This is a genomic window from Streptomyces sp. NPDC085596 (assembly GCF_044541565.1).
Taxonomy (GTDB): domain Bacteria; phylum Actinomycetota; class Actinomycetes; order Streptomycetales; family Streptomycetaceae; genus Streptomyces.
Genome location: NZ_JBITTC010000006.1, coordinates 315,706 through 336,945, shown reverse-complemented (window position 1 = coordinate 336,945; position 21,240 = coordinate 315,706). Strand labels below are relative to the sequence as shown.

Annotated in this window: 19 protein-coding genes; 1 reads left to right on the top strand and 18 read right to left on the bottom strand. The window is 72.3% G+C overall.

The window, feature by feature from the left end:
- Window positions 1-76: 76 nt before the first annotated feature.
- From ACIGA3_RS20355 to fmt, 6 genes are all read right to left on the bottom strand, one after another.
- Window positions 77-412, bottom strand: coding sequence for a barstar family protein (locus tag ACIGA3_RS20355; RefSeq protein ID WP_399717392.1), 336 nt, complete (start codon window positions 410-412; stop codon window positions 77-79).
- Complete coding sequence (locus tag ACIGA3_RS20350) at window positions 409-876, bottom strand: ribonuclease domain-containing protein (protein WP_399717389.1); 468 nt, start codon at window positions 874-876, stop codon at window positions 409-411. The genes ACIGA3_RS20355 and ACIGA3_RS20350 overlap by 4 nt, the downstream gene beginning before the upstream one ends.
- Before the next feature lie 65 nt (window positions 877-941).
- Window positions 942-1,985, bottom strand: a complete 1,044-nt coding sequence (locus tag ACIGA3_RS20345; protein WP_399717386.1) for a sugar-binding transcriptional regulator — start codon at window positions 1,983-1,985, stop codon at window positions 942-944.
- A gap of 90 nt (window positions 1,986-2,075) precedes the next feature.
- Window positions 2,076-2,762 carry a ribulose-phosphate 3-epimerase gene (rpe, locus tag ACIGA3_RS20340; RefSeq protein WP_399717385.1) on the bottom strand — a complete coding sequence of 229 codons (687 nt, stop codon included), beginning with the start codon at window positions 2,760-2,762 and terminating at the stop codon, window positions 2,076-2,078.
- A 159-nt stretch (window positions 2,763-2,921) separates the two neighbouring features.
- The gene (locus tag ACIGA3_RS20335; RefSeq protein WP_399717382.1) at window positions 2,922-4,340 is read right to left on the bottom strand and encodes an RsmB/NOP family class I SAM-dependent RNA methyltransferase; all 1,419 of its coding nucleotides are present in this window, start codon (window positions 4,338-4,340) and stop codon (window positions 2,922-2,924) included.
- 81 nt (window positions 4,341-4,421) lie between these two features.
- Window positions 4,422-5,354 carry a methionyl-tRNA formyltransferase gene (gene fmt / locus ACIGA3_RS20330; protein ID WP_399717380.1) on the bottom strand — a complete coding sequence of 311 codons (933 nt, stop codon included), beginning with the start codon at window positions 5,352-5,354 and terminating at the stop codon, window positions 4,422-4,424.
- Window positions 5,355-5,646: 292 nt separating this feature from the next.
- Between fmt and ACIGA3_RS20325 the strand changes: the two genes are divergently transcribed.
- Window positions 5,647-6,171, top strand: a complete 525-nt coding sequence (locus ACIGA3_RS20325; protein WP_399717377.1) for a hypothetical protein — start codon at window positions 5,647-5,649, stop codon at window positions 6,169-6,171.
- A 62-nt stretch (window positions 6,172-6,233) separates the two neighbouring features.
- On the opposite strand, the gene ACIGA3_RS20320 is transcribed toward ACIGA3_RS20325, so the two are convergent.
- The 12 genes from ACIGA3_RS20320 to ACIGA3_RS20265 all read right to left on the bottom strand — a co-directional run bounded on the left by ACIGA3_RS20320 (window position 6,234) and on the right by ACIGA3_RS20265 (window position 21,237).
- Complete coding sequence (locus tag ACIGA3_RS20320; RefSeq protein WP_399717375.1) at window positions 6,234-8,381, bottom strand: primosomal protein N'; 2,148 nt, start codon at window positions 8,379-8,381, stop codon at window positions 6,234-6,236.
- A gap of 111 nt (window positions 8,382-8,492) precedes the next feature.
- Window positions 8,493-9,701 (bottom strand): methionine adenosyltransferase, encoded by a 1,209-nt coding sequence (metK, locus tag ACIGA3_RS20315; RefSeq protein ID WP_399717373.1) that lies wholly within the window; start codon window positions 9,699-9,701, stop codon window positions 8,493-8,495.
- Between the two features lie 263 nt (window positions 9,702-9,964).
- Window positions 9,965-11,167 carry a bifunctional phosphopantothenoylcysteine decarboxylase/phosphopantothenate--cysteine ligase CoaBC gene (coaBC, locus tag ACIGA3_RS20310; protein WP_399717370.1) on the bottom strand — a complete coding sequence of 401 codons (1,203 nt, stop codon included), beginning with the start codon at window positions 11,165-11,167 and terminating at the stop codon, window positions 9,965-9,967.
- A gap of 133 nt (window positions 11,168-11,300) precedes the next feature.
- Window positions 11,301-11,573 carry a DNA-directed RNA polymerase subunit omega gene (gene rpoZ / locus ACIGA3_RS20305; protein ID WP_039649019.1) on the bottom strand — a complete coding sequence of 91 codons (273 nt, stop codon included), beginning with the start codon at window positions 11,571-11,573 and terminating at the stop codon, window positions 11,301-11,303.
- 84 nt (window positions 11,574-11,657) lie between these two features.
- A complete protein-coding gene (gene gmk / locus ACIGA3_RS20300) occupies window positions 11,658-12,251 on the bottom strand; it encodes a guanylate kinase (protein WP_399717366.1) in 594 nt (197 codons plus the stop codon).
- A 60-nt stretch (window positions 12,252-12,311) separates the two neighbouring features.
- Window positions 12,312-12,635, bottom strand: coding sequence for an integration host factor (locus tag ACIGA3_RS20295; protein WP_030810589.1), 324 nt, complete (start codon window positions 12,633-12,635; stop codon window positions 12,312-12,314).
- Between the two features lie 255 nt (window positions 12,636-12,890).
- Window positions 12,891-13,730 (bottom strand): orotidine-5'-phosphate decarboxylase, encoded by an 840-nt coding sequence (pyrF, locus tag ACIGA3_RS20290; protein WP_399717363.1) that lies wholly within the window; start codon window positions 13,728-13,730, stop codon window positions 12,891-12,893.
- Window positions 13,727-14,833 (bottom strand): quinone-dependent dihydroorotate dehydrogenase, encoded by a 1,107-nt coding sequence (locus tag ACIGA3_RS20285; protein WP_399717360.1) that lies wholly within the window; start codon window positions 14,831-14,833, stop codon window positions 13,727-13,729. The genes pyrF and ACIGA3_RS20285 overlap by 4 nt, the downstream gene beginning before the upstream one ends.
- Window positions 14,834-14,917: 84 nt before the next feature.
- Window positions 14,918-18,226: a carbamoyl-phosphate synthase large subunit gene (carB, locus tag ACIGA3_RS20280; protein WP_399717357.1), complete on the bottom strand. Its 3,309-nt coding sequence runs from the start codon at window positions 18,224-18,226 to the stop codon at window positions 14,918-14,920.
- Window positions 18,219-19,373, bottom strand: a complete 1,155-nt coding sequence (carA, locus tag ACIGA3_RS20275; protein ID WP_399717354.1) for a glutamine-hydrolyzing carbamoyl-phosphate synthase small subunit — start codon at window positions 19,371-19,373, stop codon at window positions 18,219-18,221. Before carA ends, carB begins: the two co-directional genes overlap by 8 nt.
- Complete coding sequence (locus tag ACIGA3_RS20270; RefSeq protein ID WP_399717351.1) at window positions 19,370-19,954, bottom strand: hypothetical protein; 585 nt, start codon at window positions 19,952-19,954, stop codon at window positions 19,370-19,372. Before ACIGA3_RS20270 ends, carA begins: the two co-directional genes overlap by 4 nt.
- Window positions 19,951-21,237 carry a dihydroorotase gene (locus tag ACIGA3_RS20265; RefSeq protein ID WP_399717349.1) on the bottom strand — a complete coding sequence of 429 codons (1,287 nt, stop codon included), beginning with the start codon at window positions 21,235-21,237 and terminating at the stop codon, window positions 19,951-19,953. Before ACIGA3_RS20265 ends, ACIGA3_RS20270 begins: the two co-directional genes overlap by 4 nt.
- Between the last annotated feature and the right edge of the window lie 3 nt (window positions 21,238-21,240).

The window sequence follows — 21,240 nt, the reverse complement described above, 5'->3', positions numbered from 1 at the left end:
GGGGAAAGAGCACGTACCTCATTCTCCCATGCCAGGGGCCTGATCATGCCCCCGCTGAACCTCCAGGGACACCGGGTCACAGCTCGGAGGTTCCTCCAAGGGCGAGCATCACGTCGAGGAAGGAGGTGCGGTCGACCGCCTCGGAGAACACGTCCCGCGCGATGCGCCACTCCTGCCCGTTCAGCTCGGCGAACGGCTCCCAGTTCCGCACGACGACCAGCAGCCCGCGCTCGATGGCGGCCGGGGGCCAGACGGTGGTGTCGGAGAGGGAGTCCAGCAGGGCGTCCCAGTTGCGGCCGAACCAGTCGGGCAGGTTCAGCGCGTTCACGACCTGGTCCATCAGTCCGGCCTTGTCGCGGACCCCCTTGAGGTCGAGGGTGACCGCGTACCGGTCGACAAGGTCTTCACTCATCTCAGCACCGCCCGGAACGAGTTGTAATGATCATCGGTGTAGTAGAACTCCCCGCCGTCCCCGGTGACCATGCGCCGGGCACCCCGGCTGCCGACGCCGGGGGTGGGCACGGTGTACTCGTGGTAGTAGCCGCGCGGGTGCCCCGGGAGATGCCTCTCGAAGTTCCCGAAGACGATCCCGTCCCGTGAGTACGGGTAGGGGCCGCCCTTGTCGATGAGGGCGAGGGTCCGCCGGGCCTCGGCGGGCAGCCGGGACTCGGGGACGGTGGCCATGCCCTTGGCCCACGCCGGGGCCGAGGTGGCGGGACTGGCCTTCCGCGAGGCGGCCGGCGGCTCGGTGGCCGTGTCCGGCCCGGCGCAGCCGGCCAGCAGGACACCGAGGACGGCGAGCACACCGGCGAGCAGGCGCAGGGGCGCCCGGCCTCTGCTTCTTTGGAGGATCTGGGGGACGAACCGCGACAGCATGCCGCAGATGCTGCCACGGCCCGCCCGCCGTGGCAGCGTTCCGCCGGATTCCGCCCCGCCCGGGCTCAGACCCCGTCCGGGTCCGCGCGGCTGAGCGCGGGCTTCGGTGTGGGGCCCGCGGTGAGCAGGTAGTCAGCGGCCGAGGTGTCCGTCACCAGGCTGGTGACCAGCCCGGAGCGCAGCACCGCGTCGATCGCCGGGCCCTTGCGCTGGCCGCCCGCGATGGCCACGACCTCCGGGATACGGCGCAGCTGGTCGGTCTTGACCGTGATGCACCGCTCCCCCAGGTCCCGTCCGATGCGGCGGCCGTCGGCGTCGAAGAGGTGCGCGGACATCTCGGCGGCGACACCGAGCGAGGCGTAGTGCGCGCGCTCCTCGTCGCTGAGCATGTCGTGCACCGTGGAGATGCCCGGTTCCCAGGAGCCGATGGAGACGCAGGCGACCGTGACCTTGTCGAAGTACTCGAAGGCGCGGGCGATCCCGGTCTGGTTGCGCAGGGCGGCGGCGGTGGCCTCGTCCGGCAGCAGCATCGGCGCGTAGATGGGGTGGGCGTCGCCGCCGGACACCTGGGCGGCGCGGCGGACGGCCTCGACGGAGCCGCGCTCCGCCGTCCCGGCGTCGTACACGCCCGTCAGCTGCACCACCGTGCACGGCGGCAGCCGGTCGAGCGCGGCCGCCATGTGGATGGTGGAGCGGCCCCAGGCGAGGCCGAGGACATCGCCCTCGTCGACGAGTTCACCGAGCAGGTCGGCGGCGACCTCGCCCAGGTTCTCCGGGTCGGGGGTCTCCTCGGCGTCGGCCGGGGACTCGACCACGACGGCGTGTCTGAGGCCGTACCGGGCACGGAGCGCGTCCGAGCGCTCGGCGTCCAGTTCGGCCGGGACGCGGATCTCGATGCGTACGAGATCCCGTTCGAGGGCGGTCTCCAGGACCCGGGCCACCTTGAAGCGGCTGACGCCGAACTCCTCCGCGATCTGGATCTTGGACTTGCCCTCCAGGTAGAAGCGGCGGGCCATGGCCGCCGCCTGCACCAGCTCAGCGGGCCCCATCCGCATGGCTGACCGGCCCGCCGACATACCCGACACGGCGATCTCCTCACTGCTGTTCACACTCTGGATTCGCCGTTCATCCTCGCAGATCCGGCGCCGCGGATCCGCCCTGATGGGTGGCCTTCTCTCAACCGTTCACCTCGGCGTGGCTCAGTGGCCGCACGCCCAGGACGAATCAGCGATCGCCCGGTCCGCCTGCGCGCGCAGTGCCCGCACCGCCTCGGCCGGGTCCTCGGCCCCGTACACGGCCGATCCGGCCACGAAGACGTCCGCTCCGGCCTCCGCGCACCGCTCGATCGTCTCGGCCGAGACACCGCCGTCGACCTGGAGCCACATCTGGAGGCCGTGCTTGGCGATCAGCTCGCGGGTGCGGCGGATCTTGGGCAGCGTGATGTCGAGGAACGCCTGCCCGCCGAAGCCCGGCTCGACCGTCATGATCAGCAGCATGTCCAGCTCGGGGAGCATGTCCTCGTACGACTCGATCGGCGTCGCGGGCTTCAGGGCCATGGCGGCGCGGGCACCCTTGGCGCGGATCTCACGGGCGAGCCGGATCGGGGCGTGGGCGGCCTCCACGTGGAAGGTCACCGAGGAGGCGCCCGCCTCCACGTACTGCGGGGCCCAGCGGTCGGGGTCCTCCATCATCAGGTGACAGTCCAGCGGGATGTCCGTGGCGCGGGCCAGGGACTCCACGACCGGGGTGCCGAGCGTGAGATTCGGGACGAAGTGGTTGTCCATGACGTCGACATGGAGCCAGTCGGCGCCCTCGACCGCCTTCGCGTCGTCGGCGAGGCGGGCGAAGTCTGCGGACAGGATGCTGGGGTTGATCTGCGCGGCCATGCCCCCAAGCCTGCCATGCCCCTCCGGGGGGAGCGGCGTCGGGCCGTGGGAGGTGTGGTTGTTGTTCGGGTGCGGGCCCGCTGGGGCTTGTCGCGCCGTTCCGGGCGCCCCTGGTTTGGCTGCCCCAAGCGGGGTTTCAAGGGCGCCCGGAACTATGCCTCACGCCGTGCGGCGGATCAGGGCCAGGTACATCGCGTCCGTGCCGTGGATGTGGGGCCAGAGTTGGATGTCCGGGCCCTCGCCGAGGTCGGGGACGCCGGGGAGGAGGGGGCGGGCGTCGATGAGTTCGGCTTCGGGGTGCTGCTTGAGGAGGTCGGCCACCACCGCGCGGGTTTCGGCCAGGTGCGGGGAGCACGTCGCGTAGCCGACCACTCCGCCGACGCGGACGGAGTCCAGGGCGGTGCGCAGCAGGGCGCGCTGGACCGGGGCGAAGTTCTCCAGGTCCTCGGGGCGGCGGCGCCAGCGGGCCTCGGGACGGCGGCGGAGGGCGCCGAGGCCGGTGCAGGGGACGTCCATCAGTACGCGGTCGAAGGTGCCGGAGCGCCACGGCGGGCGGGTGCCGTCGGCGGTGATCACCTGGTAGGGGCCGGGGTTGCCCGCCAGCGCCTTGGCCACCAGGCCCGCGCGGTGCGGCTGCTTCTCGGAGGCGAGGAGCGTGGCGCCGCGTTCGGCGGCGAGGGCGGCCAGCAGCGCGGCCTTGCCGCCGGGGCCGGCACAGCCGTCGAGCCACTTCTCGTCGGGGCCTTCCAGGGGCGCGTTGGCGAGGGCGAGGGCGACGAGCTGGCTGCCCTCGTCCTGCACACCGGCCCGTCCCTCGCGCACGGCCTCCACCGCGCCCGGCTCGCCGCCCTCGGTGAGCCGCACCGCGTACGGCGACCAGTTGCCGGCCACGGCGGCGTCCTCGGTCAGCAGCTCCTCGGTGGTGGACCGGCCGGGCCGCGCGACGAGGGTGACCTCGGGCCTCTCGTTGTCCGCCGCGAGCAGCTCCTCGATGCCCGCGCGGCCGCCGCCGAGGGAGTCCCACAGCGCGGAGACGACCCAGCGGGGGTGGGAGTGGACGACGGCGAGATGGTCCTCGGGGTCCTCGTCATAGGGCGGCGCGACCAGTTCCAGCCAGCCGTCCAGGTCGTGCTGGGCGATCTTGCGCAGCACGGCGTTGACAAACTTGGCCCGCCCGTCGCCGAGCACCACGCGGGCCAGCTCGACCGAGGCCGACACGGCGGCGTGGGTGGGGATACGGGTCCCGAGCAGCTGGTGCGCACCCAGGTTCAGGACGTCGAGCACCGGCGGGTCCACCTCGCGCAGCGGCCGGTCGACGCACCGGGCGATGATCGCGTCGTACGTGCCCTGGCGGCGCAGCGTGCCGTAGACCAGCTCGGTGGCGAGGGCGGCGTCCCGCGCGTCGAAGTCGCCGTTCTCCCGCGCCTTGCGCAGCAGCGGGGGCAGCACGAGGTTGGCGTAGGCGTCCCGTTCGTCCACCGCGCGCAGCGCGTCGAAGGCGAGGACGCGGACGGGGTCCTTCTGGGGGCGCCGGTAGGGCTTGGCGGGCCGGTGCGGCCGACGGGACTGCTCGCTCACGAGAAAGGTGCTCCGGATGTGCAGAGGGGGGTGCGATCACCAGCGTACGTCGGCGGACCGTCACCCCCCACTCGCGGGGTGTCAGCCGCCGAGCGTCTCGCCCTCGGCGATACGGGCCCCGCGCGCCCAGTCGGCGGCCCGCATCGGCTTCTTGCCCTGGGCCTGCACCCACAGCAGCTCGACGGCGTACGAGCCGGTGCCCACGTGCACGCTGTTCTTGCCGACGGCGAGCGCGCCCGGGGCGAGGCCGGTGCGGTCGGGCACGGGCGCGGCCTGGACGAGCTTGAGCCGCTCGCCGCGGAAGGTGGTCCAGGCGCCGGGCGCGGGCGTGCAGCCGCGCACGATCCGGTCGACCCGCAGCGCCGGCGCCGCCCAGTCGACCTGGGCGTCCTCGACGGTGATCTTCGGCGCGAGGGTGATGCCGTCGGCCGGCTGCGGTACGGCCTTCAGGGCGCCGTCCTCGATGCCGTCCATGGTCGCGACGAGCAGCCCGGACCCGGCGAAGGCGAGCCGGGTGAGCAGGTCGCCGCTGGTGTCGGTGGGGCGGATCTCCTCGGTGACGGTGCCGTAGACCGGGCCGGAGTCCAGGCCCTCCTCGATGAGGAAGGTGGCGGCGCCGGTGATCTCGTCGCCCGACATGATCGAGTGCTGCACGGGCGCCGCTCCGCGCCAGGCGGGCAGCAGCGAGAAGTGCAGGTTGACCCAGCCGTGGGCGGGAATGTCGAGGGCGACGCGGGGCAGCAGGGCGCCGTAGGCGACGACCGGGCAGCAGTCCGGGCCGATCTCCTTCAGCCGCTCCAGGAACGCCGGGTCGCGGGGACTGGCCGGCTTCAGCACCTCGATCCCGGCCTCCTCGGCCCGCTCGGCCACGGGCGAGGCGACCAGCCTGCGGCCCCGCCCGGCGGGCGCGTCGGGCCGCGTGACGACGGCGGCCACCTCGTGCCGCCCGGAGGCGATCAGAGCGTCCAGGGCGGGAACGGCGACCTCGGGGGTACCGGCGAAGACGAGCTTCATGGGCGGGATCGAGCCTCTCGATCGGCGGCGGACGGGCAGCGGACAAGTCTATGACTGCCTGCGGCCACGACGACCGTCGGCCGGCGACGGCGATCGGCCCCCACATGTTGTCCGCCCCTCGACCAACAGCAAACGGGTGGTGCGCGGTGGGAGACCCCGGCGTACAAACACACTCCGCACGCCCCCACCCCGTGACCAGCGGAGCGTCCACGCGTTGGTCAAGAGAGAGTTGACCACCTCGGGCCGCTTCAGCCGCCCACTTCCTTTCAACGCCGGTTCGAGAGGCTTGTTCATGGCCGACCACGCAACCCACGACGCCCAGGCCCGTGCCAGCCTGCACTTGCTGGTGCGGGACATCGAGCGGGTCCGCCGGCAGGTGGACGCACTGCGCACCCTCACCGCCCAGCTCGGCAACGTCTACCGCCCCCGCCGCTCCGGCCCGTCCACCGGCTTCGTCGTCTACGGACGCGCCCCCGCCCCGACGGTCCGCCTCGCCCAGGAACTCCGGGACAGCGTCGAGACCCTGGTGACGGCGGCGGTGGACTTCGACCGCTCGCTCGGCTTCTCGTGGGACGCGGTGGGTTCCGCGCTCGGCGTCACCAAGCAGGCCGTGCACCGCCGTTACGGCGCCCGCCGGGCCGCCGCCCAGGCCGCGGCCGAGGCCGAGCGGGCCACCGAGCCCTCGGGCACCCGCACCATCAACACCGGCATGCCGACCGTCCCGGCGGCCCGCTCCATGCCGACCCAGCCGACGGGCAGCCCCACGCTGCGCGACGACCCGAGGCCCCCCGCCTTCCCCGGCCCGCGCAACGGCTGAACCGGCCCCACCCCGCCCTCCCGGCACCGACCGGGAGGGCGTTCGTATGCCCGGACAGGGCCTCAGCCGATGTCCGGCGGGTCGACCCGCACCCGGACCGGCTCCGCGCTGCCGCGGGCCATCCGGGCCGCCTGGGCCGTCTTGAGGGCGGCGGCCAGCGCGGAGCCGCTGCCGGGCGGTACCCGGATCAGCGCCCGTTCCCACTGCTCCCCCGGCGGTGGCGCGCCGGGCCTGCGCGGGCGGCCGGGCAGGGTCGGGGGCAGCGGCACCGGGCCCAGCACCTCGGCGTCCGGGGGCGATTCGACGGCGGCGAGGAACTCGGCGACCGCCTCGGGCGTCCCGGACACGGCGGCCATCCGCGACACCGGGGGGAAGCCCAGTTCGGCCCGCTCGGCCAGCTCGCGCACCGCGAACCCGACGGGGTCCCACCGCACCAGCGCCTGCACGGGCCGCAGCGTCGGCTCGGCCACGACCACCACGGTCCCCCGCTCCCCCTGCGGCCGTACCAGCGCGGCCGCCCCGATCCACCGGCGCAGCGCGTCCTCGCCGGAGCGCAGGTCCGGCCGGCCGAGCATCGCCCAGCCGTCGAGCAGCAGCGCGGCCGCGTAGCCGCCCTCGGCGACCGGCTCGGCGCCCGGTGTGCTCACGACCAGCGCGGGCGCGTCCGGCACGGTGTCGAGGACATGCTCGCGGCCGGAAGTGCGTACGGGGACGGCGGGGAAGGCGCGCCCCAGCTCCTCGGCGGTCCGGCGCGCGCCGACGACCTGGGCCCGCAGCCGGAAGCCGCCGCACTCGGGGCAGTGCCAGGAGTGCTCCTCCCGCCCGCACCACTCGCAGCGCAGCGCCCCGGCGTCCTGCGCCTGGAGCGGCCCGGCACAGTGCGCGCACCGCGCGGGCGCCCGGCACTGGGCGCAGGCCAGGCGCGGCACGTACCCGCGCCGGGGCACCTGCACCAGCACCGGGCCGGTCTTCAGACCCTCCCGGACGGCCTGCCAGGCGAGGCTGGGCAGGCGGGCGGCGCGGGCCGCCTCGTCGCGCGCGAGGTCGCCGTCGCCGACGGTCCGTACCAGTGGGGCGGCCCGGCGGACCTGGTCGCGGCCGGCGGTCAGGGGCCGCGCCCAGCCGGTCTCGACGAGCTGTGCGGCCTCCACCGTGCAGCTCCAACCACCGACCAGGAAGGCGCACTTGTCCAGCGAGGCGCGCAGCAGCAGGACGTCGCGGGCGTGCGGCTGGGGGGCGTGCTGTTCGCTGTGGCTGTCGTCGCCGTCGTCCCAGATGGCCACGAGGCCCAGGTCCCGTACGGGGGCGAACATGGCGGCGCGGGTGCCGACGACGGCGCGGACGGAGCCGCGCCGTACCGCGAGCCACTGCGCGTACCGCTTCTCGGGTCCGGCGTCGGCGGTGAGCAGCGCGTGGCGGCCCTTGCCGAGCAGCTCGGTCAGCGCGGCGTCGACCCGCGCGGCGGTCCGCCCGTCGGGGACGACGACCAGCGCGCCGCGTCCCGAGGCGAGGGTGGCGGCGACGGCGCGGGCGGTCTCCTCGCTCCACTCGGGTCCCGGCAGGGCGTTCCACACCGCCCGGGGCGAACCGCCGGAGGCCAGGGCGTCGAGGAAGGCGGGACCGTGCTCGTAGCGGGCCCAGGTGCCCGCCTCCGGGGCCGGGGGCGCCGGGAGGGGCTCCGGGGAGGCGCGGCGTTCGGCGCGGGCGCTGCGCGGCGGCACGGCCAGTTGCAGCACGTCGGCGAGGCTGCCCGCGTACCGGTCGGCGACGGCGCGGGCGAGTCCGAGCAGTTCCTCGCTCAGCACCGGCTCCGGGGACACGACCTGGGCGAGGGCGGCCAGCGGGCCCGCGTAGTCGGACTCGGCCCGCCGCTCGATCAGGAAGCCGTCGATGAGGCCGCCGCCCTCGCGGCGTCCGTCCCGCACCCGGTGCCGTCCGGCGCCGAACCGTACGCGGACCCGCACGCCGGGCTGTGCGTCGGCGTCCAGCTCCTCGGGCACGGCGTAGTCGAAGTAGCGGTCGAGGTGGAGCACGCCCTTGTCGACGAGCACCCGGGCCACGGGCCGGTCCTTGGCGAGCGCGGCCCCGCGCCAGGTGCGCGGCTTGGCGCGCGGTACGTCGGCGCCGCGCACGCTCTCCCGGATGAGCGCGAGCTGCTCCGGCGGCGGCCCCTCGGCCCCGCCGTCCCCCGGCCCGTTCTCGCTGCTCACGCTTGCATTCTTACCAAACCCCACTGACAACACCGCCCGCCGTGACGCCCGGAGCATGCCGAGGCCCGGCTCCCCTTCGGGGACGCCGGGCCTCGGTTCTCGCGGTTCGGGTCAGACGCCGGCGGCCTTGCGCAGGGCGTCGACGCGGTCCGTGCGCTCCCAGGTGAAGTCGGGGATCTCACGGCCGAAGTGGCCGTAGGCCGCCGTCTGGGCGTAGATCGGGCGCAGCAGGTCGAGGTCGCGGATGATCGCGGCGGGGCGGAGGTCGAAGACCTCGTCGATGGCCTTCTCGATCTTCTCGGGCTCGATCTTGGCGGTGCCGAAGGTCTCCACGAAGAGACCGACCGGCTCGGCCTTGCCGATCGCGTAGGCGACCTGGACCTCGCAGCGCGAGGCGAGGCCCGCCGCCACGACGTTCTTGGCGACCCAGCGCATCGCGTACGCGGCCGAGCGGTCCACCTTGGACGGGTCCTTGCCCGAGAAGGCGCCGCCACCGTGGCGGGCGAAGCCGCCGTAGGTGTCGATGATGATCTTGCGGCCGGTGAGACCGGCGTCGCCCATCGGGCCGCCGATCTCGAAACGGCCGGTGGGGTTGACCAGCAGGCGGTAGCCCTCGGTGTCGATCTTGATGCCCTCGTCCAGCAGGGCCTTCAGCTCGGGCTCGACCACGAACTCGCGGATGTCGGGCGCGAGCAGCGACTCGAGGTCGATGTCGGAGGCGTGCTGGCTGGAGACCACGACGGTGTCGAGGCGGACGGCCTTGTCGCCGTCGTACTCGATGGTGACCTGGGTCTTGCCGTCGGGGCGCAGGTAGGGGATGGTGCCGTTCTTGCGGACCTCGGAGAGGCGCTTGGACAGGCGGTGCGCCAGGAAGATCGGCAGCGGCATCAGCGTCGGCGTCTCGTCCGTCGCGTAGCCGAACATCAGGCCCTGGTCGCCCGCGCCCTGCTTGTCCAGCTCGTCCTCATCGCCCTCGACACGGGACTCGTACGCCGTGTCGACGCCCTGCGCGATGTCCGGGGACTGCGCGCCGATGGACACCGAGACGCCACAGGAGGCGCCGTCGAAGCCCTTCTTGGAGGAGTCGTAGCCGATCTCCAGGATCTTCTCGCGCACCAGCTGGGCGATGGGCGCGTAAGCCTTGGTCGTGACCTCGCCGGCCACGTGCACCAGGCCGGTGGTGATCAGCGTCTCGACGGCGACGCGGGACGAGGGGTCCTCGCGGAGCAGCGCGTCGAGAATGGTGTCGCTGATCTGGTCAGCGATCTTGTCGGGGTGACCTTCGGTCACGGACTCCGAGGTGAACAGGCGACGGGACACAACGCTCCCTGGGGTTGCAGCGGCTGCTGTCTGATCATTGAAGGACCACGTCGGGAGCTGCGCCCAACGTCGTCCGTGAACAGTTTATCGGTCGCACCTGCCCACAAGGCCACCCGTTCTCGACCAGCGAGAACGCTGTGACCTGCGGCACAGGCATTCTGCACGCTGCTGCGTGGCGTTGACCAGAGCCGCCACGCGCCATCGCGGTATGAAAAAAAGACTCCGGGTGGCCGAAAATGACCGTCCCGTACGGCCCAGCCGGTTCAGCTCAGCCGGGCCGCCACCAGGTCCCAGACGATGTCGGCGAGGGCTTCCTTCGGTCCGTGCGGAACGGCCGTCTCGGTGCCGTCGGCACCGAGGACGACGGCCTCGTTGTCCTCCGAGCCGAAGGTCCTGCGCTCCCCCACCTCGTTCACCACGAGCAGATCGCAGCCCTTGCGGGCCAGCTTGGCGCGGCCGTTGGCGAGCACGTCGTCGGTCTCGGCGGCGAAGCCGACGACGACCTGGCCGGGACGGGCGCGCTCGGCGGCGACCTCCGCGAGCACGTCCGGGTTGCGCACCAGGGCGACCGGTTCGGGCTCCTGGCCGTCCTTCTTCTTGATCTTCCCGCTCGCGTAGGCGACCGGGCGGAAGTCGGCGACGGCGGCGGCCATGACCACGGCGTCGGCGTCGGCCGCGGCCTTGAGCACCGCCTCGCGCAGCTGGACGGCGGTGCCGACGCGCACGATGTCCACGCCCGCCGGGTCGGGCAGCTCGGCGTTGGCCGAGACCAATGTCACGCGGGCCCCGCGCGCGGCGGCGGTCCGGGCGAGGGCGTAGCCCTGCTTGCCGGAGGAGCGGTTGCCGAGGAAGCGCACCGGGTCGAGCGGCTCACGGGTACCGCCCGCCGAGACCACCACATGGCGGCCCGCGAGGTCGGGCTCGGCCACACCCCGCGTCAGTACCCGGCGGCAGACCTCGAAGATCTCCGCCGGGTCGGGCAGCCGGCCCTTGCCGGTGTCGACGCCGGTGAGGCGGCCGACGGCGGGCTCGATGACGACCGCACCCCGGCGGCGCAGGGTGGCCACGTTCTCCTGGGTGGCGGGATGCTCCCACATCTCGGTGTGCATCGCCGGGGCGAAGACCACCGGGCAGCGCGCGGTGAGCAGCGTGTTGGTGAGCAGGTCGTCGGCGAGGCCGTGCGCGGCCTTGGCGAGCAGGTCGGCGGTGGCGGGCGCGACGACCACGAGGTCGGCGTGCTGGCCGATGCGGACGTGCGGGACCTCGTGCACGCTGTCCCAGACCTCGGTGGAGACCGGGTTGCCCGACAGCGCGGACCAGGTGGCGGCGCCGACGAAGTGCAGCGCGGAGGCGGTCGGCACCACCCGCACGTCATGGCCCGACTCGGTGAACCGTCTGAGCAGCTCACAGGACTTGTACGCCGCGATGCCACCGCTGACGCCCAGTACGACCTTCGGCTTGTCCACCGTCTCTCCCCGGACTTTCGAGAACCTTCGAGAACCTATGACACCCATGACACACCACAGGCCCGGCAGGGTGACTGCCGGGCCTGTGGATAAGTCAGCCGCGATCTGAAAGTACGACCGCAACCAGAAGGAACTACTGGGCCGGGCCCTCGATGGCCTCGGACGTCAGCAGACCGGCGTTGATCTCCCGCAGGGAGATCGACAGCGGCTTCTCGTGGACGTGGGTGTCGACGAGCGGACCGACGTACTCGAGGAGACCCTCACCGAGCTGCGAGTAGTACGCGTTGATCTGGCGGGCACGCTTGGCCGCGTAGATCACGAGGCTGTACTTCGAGTCGGTGGCCTCGAGGAGCTCGTCGATCGGAGGGTTGATGATGCCCTCGGGCGCGGTGATGGAAGAGGACACGCTCTGCCTTCCGATGGGTGGGAAAGATTCAGTCGGTGAGAATCGCCGCGACCGGTGGGTCCGATTGACGGACGGCGGTCACGATCACACAACGTCCATCAAGGCTAGCAGCTCCGCGGCCACGTCCTCGACGGAGGTGTTGACCAGGGTCACGTCGAACTCGGGCTCGGCCGCCAGTTCCGTCCTGGCCGCCTCCAGCCGGCGTTCGATGACCTCGGGCGACTCGGTGCCGCGACCGGTGAGCCTGCGCACCAGCTCCTCCCAGGAGGGCGGGGCCAGGAACACCAGCTGGGCGTCGGGCATCGACTCGCGGACCTGACGGGCGCCCTGGAGATCGATCTCCAGCAGCACCGGCTCGCCCTTCTCCAGCCGCTCCAGCACGGCCGCGCGGGGCGTGCCGTAGCGGTTGCCGGCGAACTCGGCCCACTCCAGCAGCTCGCCGTTGGCGATCAGCTTGTCCATCTCCTCGTCACTGACGAAGAAGTAGTGGACGCCGTGCTCCTCGCCGGGGCGCGGCTTGCGGGTGGTCGCGGACACCGACAGCCAGACGTCGGGGTGTTCCTTGCGCATATGGGCGACGACCGTGCTCTTACCGACCCCGGAGGGGCCGGAGAGCACGGTCAGCCGCGGACGTGCGTCCGGGGGTACGGGGGACGTCCCCCGGAATGTTCCAGCCATGCAGCGATTATTCCAGCAATCCCGGAGTGTCCGGGACTCCGGTCCGGGCAGCGCCCGGACTCAGGAGCCGGTGCTGCCGAACTCACGCTCCAGGGAAGCGATCTGGTTGGAACCGAGACCGCGGACACGGCGGCTCTCGGAGATGCCCAGACGCTCCATGATCTGCTTGGCGCGGACCTTGCCCACGCCCGGCAGGGACTCCAGCAGGGCCGAGACCTTCATCTTGCCGATGACCTCGTTCTCCTGGCCCTGCTTGATGACCTCGTGCAGCGAGGCGCCGGAGTGCTTGAGTCGATTCTTGACCTCGGCCCGCTCCCGGCGAGCCGCGGCGGCCTTTTCGAGCGCGGCTGCGCGCTGTTCAGGGGTAAGGGGCGGAAGAGCCACGCCTACGTCACCTCGGATGTCGAACTGTCGGATACGGACCGGTGAGGAACCTAGTCGCCCCACACCTGGGGAGCGACGAGCAACACGCTCGCCCGCTCTCACTGCTCGGAGACTAGCGGGCAAGTTCGCCGGAGTCAGCGAGAACAGCGGAAAAGTCCTGGTCAGCCTCCGTGAGGCCGGACTTTTCCGGCATACTGCCCATGATTCGGGGATGTATTCGTCTCTCGGACCCCCGGTCGAGCCCGTCCGCCGTGCTCAGACACCCGCGACGGCGGCCCGGATCTCCGTGGCGAAGGTCCCGGTGGCCGCCCGCAGCGCCTCGATGCCGGGACCGTGCCGCAGCACACCCCGGCTGACGTTCGGCACCACATTGCCCACGGCCCGCCCGAACACCGCCGGAAGGTCGGCCGGGGTCGCGCCCTGCGCGCCGACGCCGGGGGCGAGCAGCGGGCCGTTGATGGCGAGGTCGTAGGAGGACAGGTCGCCCACGGTGGCGCCGACGACCGCGCCGAAGGAGCCGAGGGGCTCGGCACCCGCGTTCTCGGCGGCGAGGTGGCCCAGCACGGTCGCGGCGACCGTACGGCCGTCCGCGCGGACCGCGTGCTGCACCTCGGGGCCCTCCGGGTTGGAGGTCAGCGCGAGCACGAACAGCCCGGCGCCGTTCTCGCGGGCCAGCTCGAACGCCGGGGCGAGCGAGCCGTAGCCGAGGTACGGGGAGACGGTGAGCGCGTCCGAGAACAGCGGGGCGTCCTTGTGCAGGAACGCCTCCGCGTACCCGGCCATGGTGGAGCCGATGTCGCCGCGCTTGGCGTCCATCACGACCAGGGCGCCCGCCGCGCGGGCCTCGGCCACCGTGCGCTCCAGGACGGCGACACCGCGCGAGCCGAACCGCTCGAAGAACGCGCTCTGCGGCTTGATGACGGCGACCCGGTCGGCGATCGCCTCCACGACGGTGCGGCTGAACCGCTCCAGGCCGTTCACGTCGTCGTTCAGGCCCCAGTCGGCGAGCAGCGAGGCGTGCGGGTCGATGCCGACGCACAGCGGGCCGCGCTCGTCCATGGCGTGGCGCAGACGGGTACCGAAAGGCTCGCTCATGCGGAGTTCCTGACATCGGCGCCGACCGCGTCGGCGAGGGTGGCGTAGGGGCTGGCGGCCAGCCGGGCGGCGAGGCCCTTGTGGACGGCGCGGGTCCAGAAGGGGCCCTCGTAGACGAAGGCGCTGTAGCCCTGGACCAGGGTGGCGCCGGCCAGGATGCGCTGCCAGGCGTCCTCGGCGGTCTCCACGCCGCCGACGCCCACCAGGGTGATGCGGTCACCCACGCGCGCGTACAGGCGGCGCAGCACCTCCAGGGAGCGTGCCTTCAGCGGGGCGCCGGACAGGCCGCCGGTCTCCTTCACCAGCGAGGGCGCGGAGCGCAGGCCGAGGCCCTCGCGGGCGATGGTGGTGTTGGTGGCGATGATGCCGTCAAGACCGAGTTCCACGGCGAGGTCGGCGACGGCGTCGACGTCCTCGTCCGCCAGGTCGGGGGCGATCTTCACCAGGAGCGGGACGCGGCGGTCCCCGGTGGCGCGGTCGGCGGCCTCGCGCACGGCGCTCAGCAGCGGGCGCAGCGCCTCGGTGGCCTGGAGGTTCCGCAGACCCGGGGTGTTCGGGGAGGAGACGTTCACCACGAGGTAGTCGGCGTGCGGGGCGAGCCGCTCGGCGGACTTCACGTAGTCGGCGACGGCGTCCGCCTCGGCGACGGCCTTGGTCTTGCCGATGTTGACGCCGACGACCGTACGGAAGACCGGGCGCCGGGAGGCGAGCCGGGCGGCGACGGCGAGGGAGCCCTCGTTGTTGAAGCCCATGCGGTTGATCAGGGCGCGGTCGGCGACCAGCCGGAACAGCCGCTGCTTCGGATTGCCGGGCTGGGCCTCGCCGGTGACGGTGCCGATCTCGACATGGTCGAAGCCGAGCATCGACAGGCCGTCGATGCCGACCGCGTTCTTGTCGAAGCCGGCCGCGAGCCCGAAGGGGCCGTGCATGCGCAGGCCGAGGGCCTCGGTGCGCAGTTCCGTATGCCGGGGGGCGAGCGCGGCGGCGGCGAAGGTGCGCAGGACGGGGACGCGGGCGAGGGCGCGGACCCAGCGGAAGGCGAGGTGGTGCGCCTGTTCCGGGTCCATCCGCTTGAAGAGCAGCCGGAAGAACAGCTTGTACATGTGGGGAGTCCTCAAAGGGGCCGGTCGGGGCGGGCGTGCCTCATGAAGAGGGGGACACCGTTTCCGGTGTCCCCCTCGGCGCGGCTAGTCGCGGGCCGCGTTCAGGTGTTCCGCGTGCTCCTGGAGGGAGCGGACGCCCACGTCCCCGCGGCCGAGGGCGTCGATGCCCTGGACGGCGGCGGCGAGCGCCTGGACGGTGGTCAGGCAGGGGACCGAGCGGGCCACGGCCGCCGTGCGGATGTCGTAGCCGTCGAGGCGGCCGCCGGTGCCGTAGGGCGTGTTGACGATGAGGTCGACCTCGCCGTCGTGGATGAGCTGGACGATGGTCCGCTCGCCGTCGGGGCCGGTGCCCTCGGACTGCTTGCGCACGACGGTGGCGTTGATGCCGTTGCGCTTGAGGACCTCGGCGGTGCCGGAGGTGGCCAGCAGCTCGAAGCCGTGGGCGACCAGCTCGCGGGCCGGGAAGATCATCGAGCGCTTGTCGCGGTTGGCGACCGAGATGAACGCGCGGCCCTTGGTGGGCAGCGGGCCGTACGCGCCCGCCTGCGACTTGGCGTAGGCCGTGCCGAAGACGGAGTCGATGCCCATGACCTCGCCGGTGGAGCGCATCTCCGGGCCGAGCACGGTGTCCACACCGCGGCCCTGGATGTCCCGGAACCGGGACCAGGGCATCACGGCCTCCTTGACGGAGATCGGCGCGTCCAGCGGGAGTTCGCCGCCGTCGCCGGTGGCGGGCAGCAGCCCCTCGGCGCGCAGCTCGGCGATGCTCGTGCCCAGCGAGATGCGGGCGGCGGCCTTGGCGAGCGGGACTGCGGTCGCCTTGGAGGTGAAGGGGACCGTGCGGGAGGCGCGCGGGTTGGCCTCCAGGACGTAGAGGATGTCGCCCGACATGGCGAACTGGATGTTGATCAGTCCGCGTACGCCGACGCCCTTGGCGATGGCCTCGGTGGAGGCGCGCAGCCGCTTGATGTCGAAGCCGCCGAGCGTGATCGGGGGCAGGGCGCACGCCGAGTCGCCGGAGTGGATGCCGGCCTCCTCGATGTGCTCCATGACGCCGCCGAGATACAGCTCCTCGCCGTCGTAGAGGGCGTCGACGTCGATCTCGATGGCGTCGTCCAGGAAGCGGTCCACGAGGACCGGCCGGGACGGGCTGATCTCGGTGGACTCCTCGATGTAGGCGGAGAGCCGCTCCTCCTCGTACACGATCTCCATGCCGCGTCCGCCGAGGACGTAGGAGGGCCGGACCAGGACCGGGTAGCCGATCTCGTCCGCGATGGCCTTGGCCTCGGCGAAGGTGGTGGCGGTGCCGTGCTTGGGGGCGGGCAGGCCGGCCTCGGCGAGGACGCGGCCGAAGGCGCCCCGGTCCTCGGCGGCGTGGATGGCCTCGGGCGGGGTGCCGACGACCGGCACGCCGTTGTCCTTCAGCGCCTGCGCGAGGCCCAGCGGGGTCTGGCCGCCGAGCTGCACGATCACACCGGCGATCGGGCCGGCGAGGGACTCCGCGTGGACGATCTCCAGCACGTCCTCCAGGGTGAGCGGCTCGAAGTAGAGCCGGTCGGAGGTGTCGTAGTCGGTGGAGACGGTCTCCGGGTTGCAGTTGACCATCACGGTCTCGTACCCGGCGTCGGAGAGCGCGAAGGAGGCGTGGACGCAGGAGTAGTCGAACTCGATGCCCTGGCCGATGCGGTTGGGGCCGGAGCCCAGGATGATCACGGCGGGCTTCTCGCGCGGCGCGACCTCGCTCTCCTCGTCGTAGGAGGAGTAGAAGTACGGCGTCTGCGCGGCGAACTCGGCGGCGCAGGTGTCGACCGTCTTGTAGACCGGGCGGATGCCGAGGACGTGCCGGACCTCGCGGACGACGTCCTCGCGCAGGCCCCGGATCTCACCGATCTGGAGGTCGGAGAAGCCGTGCCGCTTGGCCTCGGCGAGCAGTTCGGCGGTCAGCTCGGGGGCCTCGGCCAGCTCGTCGGCGGTCTCCTTGATCAGGAAGAGCTGGTCCACGAACCACGGGTCGATCTTCGTGTACTCGAAGATCTCCTCCGGCGTGGCGCCCGCGCGGATGGCCCGCATGACGGTGTTGATCCGGCCGTCGGTGGGGCGCACCGCCTCTTCGAGGAGGGCGGTCTTGTCGCCGGGCTCGCCCACGAAGGTGAACTGGCTGCCCTTCTTCTCCAGCGAGCGCAGCGCCTTCTGGAACGCCTCGGTGAAGTTGCGGCCGATGGCCATGGCCTCGCCGACCGACTTCATGGTGGTGGTCAGCGTGGAGTCGGCCTGCGGGAACTTCTCGAAGGCGAACCGGGGGGCCTTGACGACGACATAGTCGAGCGTGGGCTCGAAGGAGGCCGGGGTCTCCCGGGTGATGTCGTTGGGGATCTCGTCCAGGGTGTAGCCGACGGCCAGCTTGGCGGCGATCTTGGCGATCGGGAAGCCGGTGGCCTTGGAGGCGAGCGCGGAGGACCGGGAGACGCGCGGGTTCATCTCGATGACGATGACCCGGCCGTCCTCGGGGTTGACGGCGAACTGGATGTTGCAGCCGCCGGTGTCCACGCCGACCTCGCGGATGATCGCGATGCCGACGTCGCGCAGGAGCTGGTACTCGCGGTCGGTGAGCGTCATCGAGGGCGCGACGGTGATGGAGTCGCCGGTGTGCACGCCCATCGGGTCGAAGTTCTCGATGGAGCAGACGACCACGACGTTGTCGTTCTTGTCGCGCATCAGCTCCAGCTCGTACTCCTTCCAGCCGAGGATGGACTCCTCCAGGAGCACCTCGGTGGTCGGGGAGAGCGTGAGGCCCTGGCCGGCGATGCGGCGCAGCTCGTCCTCGTCGTGGGCGAAGCCGGAGCCGGCGCCGCCCATGGTGAAGGAGGGGCGGACGACGACGGGGTAACCGCCGAGCGTCTCGACGCCCTGCAGGACGTCGTCCATGGTGTGGCAGATGACCGAGCGGGCGGACTCGCCGTGGCCGGTCTTCTTGCGGACCTCCTCCACGACGCCCTTGAAGAGGTCGCGGTCCTCGCCCTTGTGGATCGCCTCGGGCTTGGCACCGATCAGCTCGACGCCGTACTTCTCCAGCACGCCGCTGTCGTGCAGGGAGATGGCGGTGTTCAGGGCGGTCTGGCCGCCCAGGGTGGGCAGGAGGGCGTCGGGGCGCTCCTTGGCGATGATCTTCTCGACGAACTCGGGGGTGATCGGCTCGACGTAGGTGGCGTCGGCGATCTCCGGGTCGGTCATGATCGTCGCGGGGTTGGAGTTGACGAGGACCACGCGCAGGCCCTCGGCCTTGAGCACGCGGCACGCCTGGGTGCCGGAGTAGTCGAACTCGGCGGCCTGACCGATGACGATCGGGCCGGAGCCGATGACCAGGACGGACTGGATATCGGAGCGCTTAGGCACGCTGGCCCTCCCGGACTGTGCTCATCAAAGACGTGAAGCGGTCGAACAGGTAGGCGGCGTCGTGCGGACCGGCCGCCGCCTCGGGGTGGTACTGGACGGAGAAGGCGGGCTGGTCGAGCAGCTGGAGTCCCTCCACCACGTCGTCGTTCAGGCAGACGTGGGAGACCTCGGCGCGGCCGAACTTCGTCTCGCTGACCCGGTCGAGCGGGGCGTCGACGGCGAAGCCGTGGTTGTGCGCGGTGACCTCCACCTTGCCGGTGGTGCGGTCCTGGACCGGCTGGTTGATGCCCCGGTGGCCGTACTTCAGCTTGTAGGTGCCGAAGCCGAGCGCGCGGCCGAGGATCTGGTTGCCGAAGCAGATGCCGAACAGCGGCGTCCTCCGCTCCAGGACGGCGGTCATCAGGGCCACCGGGCCGTCGGCCGTGGCCGGGTCTCCGGGGCCGTTGGAGAAGAACACACCGTCGGGGTCCACGGCGTAGACGTCCTCGGCCGTGGCGGTCGCCGGGAGCACGTGCACCTCTATGCCGCGCTCGGCCATCCGCTGCGGGGTCATGCCCTTGATGCCGAGGTCGATCGCGGCGACGGTGAACTTCTTCTCGCCGACCGCGGGGACGACGTACGCCTCCTTGGTGGCGACCTCCTCGTAGAGGCTCGCGCCCTTCATGTGCGGCTGGGCCTGGACCCGCGTCACCAGCTCGGCGTCGGGGGCCAGCGCGTCGCCGGAGAAGATCCCGGCGCGCATGGAGCCGCGTTCGCGCAGGTGGCGGGTGAGGGCGCGGGTGTCGATGCCGCTGATGCCGACGACGCCCTGGGCGGTCAGCTCGTCGTCCAGGGAGCGCCGGGAGCGCCAGTTGGACGGCACGCGCGCGGGGTCGCGCACCACGTAGCCGGAGACCCAGATGCGCCTCGACTCGTCGTCCTCGTCGTTCCAGCCGGTGTTGCCGATCTGCGGGGCGGTGGCGACGACGATCTGGCGGTCGTAGGAGGGGTCGGTCAGGGTCTCCTGGTAGCCGGTCATGCCGGTGGAGAACACGGCCTCGCCGAAGGTCTCCCCCACGGCCCCGTAGGCGCGGCCGCGGAAGGTGCGGCCGTCCTCCAGGACGAGTACGGCGGGAGTCCTGGCGGCTCCCCTGGTGGAGGTCGTCATCGTGCGCCTTCCGTGTGGCTGGTCATCTGGTTCAGGGTCTCGACCCAGGTGGTGTGTTCGGCGGCGTGGTCGGAGCGGAAGCCGGAGTCGATCAGCTTCTCGCCGTGCGCCCAGGTCACCACGAGCAGTCCGCCCTCGGTGAGGACCTTGCCCGCGATGCCCTTGTCGAGCCGGGCGCCGCGCAGCGCGTCGACGGGGATGAGGAAGTCGGTGGCGCCGGGGCGCTCGACGGCCAGGCCCGCGTCGGTGAGGGTCAGCTCGGCCCGGCTGCGGGAGCCCAGGCCGTGGGCGACGATCCGGTCCAGCCACTGCCCGGCGGTGGTGGAGCCGTGGTAGCGGCCGCTCATGGTCAGTTTCGCGGGGCCGGGGTTCTCCGGCACCTCGGGCAGCTCGGGCAGGTCGCTCTGGAGGGTGCCGCGCCACTTCCAGCCCTCGCGCATCAGCCAGTAGACGAGGGCGACGAAGAGGGCCAGTCCGATGAGCCAGCCCAGGCGGGCGGCCCAGTCGGTCACCGCGGCCGACTTCTTCTCGTCCGCCAGTCCCGCGGCGAGCGATACGGCGAGCTGAGTTGCAGGTGTCACGTGAGCTTCCCGTCCATGAGCGTGGCCTTGCCCCGCAGCCAGGTGTGGGTGACACGGCCCGGCAGCTCGCGGCCCTCGTACGGGGTGTTGCGGCTGCGCGAGGCGAAGCGCGCGGGGTCCACCTGTCCACGGTAGGCCGTGTCCACGAGGGTGAGGTTGGCGGGCTCGCCCGCCGCGACCGGGCGGCCGTGGCCGGTGGCCTCGCCGATCCTGGCGGGCGCGAAGGACATGCGGTCGGCGACCTCGGCCCAGTCAAGCAGGCCGGTCTCGACCATGGTCTCCTGCACCACGGACAGCGCGGTCTCCAGGCCGACCATGCCCATGGCGGCCGCGGCCCACTCGCAGTCCTTGTCCTCGTGCGGGTGCGGGGCGTGGTCGGTGGCGACGATGTCGATCGTGCCGTCGGCCAGCGCCTCGCGCAGGGCGCGTACGTCGCGCTCGGTGCGCAGCGGCGGGTTGACCTTGTAGGCGGGGTTATAGGTGCGCACCATCTCCTCGGTCAGGAGCAGGTGGTGCGGGCACACCTCGGCGGTGACCTGGATACCGCGGGACTTGGCCCAGCGGATGATCTCCACCGAGCCGGCCGTCGAGAGGTGGCAGATGTGCAGGCGGGAGCCGACGTGCTCGGCGAGCAGCACGTCCCGCGCGATGATCGACTCCTCGGCGACGGCCGGCCAGCCACCGAGGCCCAGCTCGGCGGAGACGACGCCCTCGTTCATCTGGGCGCCCTCGGTGAGCCGGGGCTCCTGGGCGTGCTGGGCGATGACGCCGCCGAACGCCTTCACGTACTCCAGCGCGCGGCGCATGATGACCGCGTCGTCCACGCACTTGCCGTCGTCGGAGAAGACGCTGACCTGCGCGGCGGAGTCGTGCATGGCGCCCAGCTCGGCGAGCTTCCGGCCCTCCAGGCCCACGGTGACGGCGCCGATGGGGCGTACGTCGCAGTAGCCGGACTCCTTGCCGAGCCGCCAGACCTGCTCGACCACGCCGGCGGTGTCGGCGACGGGGAAGGTGTTGGCCATGGCGAAGACGGCGGTGAAGCCGCCGGAGGCGGCGGCGCGGGTGCCGGTGAGCACGGTCTCGGAGTCCTCGCGGCCGGGCTCGCGCAGATGGGTGTGCAGGTCGACCAGGCCCGGCAGCAGCACCCGGCCGTCGGCCTCGACGACCTCCGCGCCCTCGGCGTCGAGGCCGGTGCCGACCGCCGCGATCAGCTCGCCGTCGATCAGTACGTCCTGCGGCTCGCCCCCGAGCACCTTCGCACCACGGATCAGGATCTTGCTCATGGG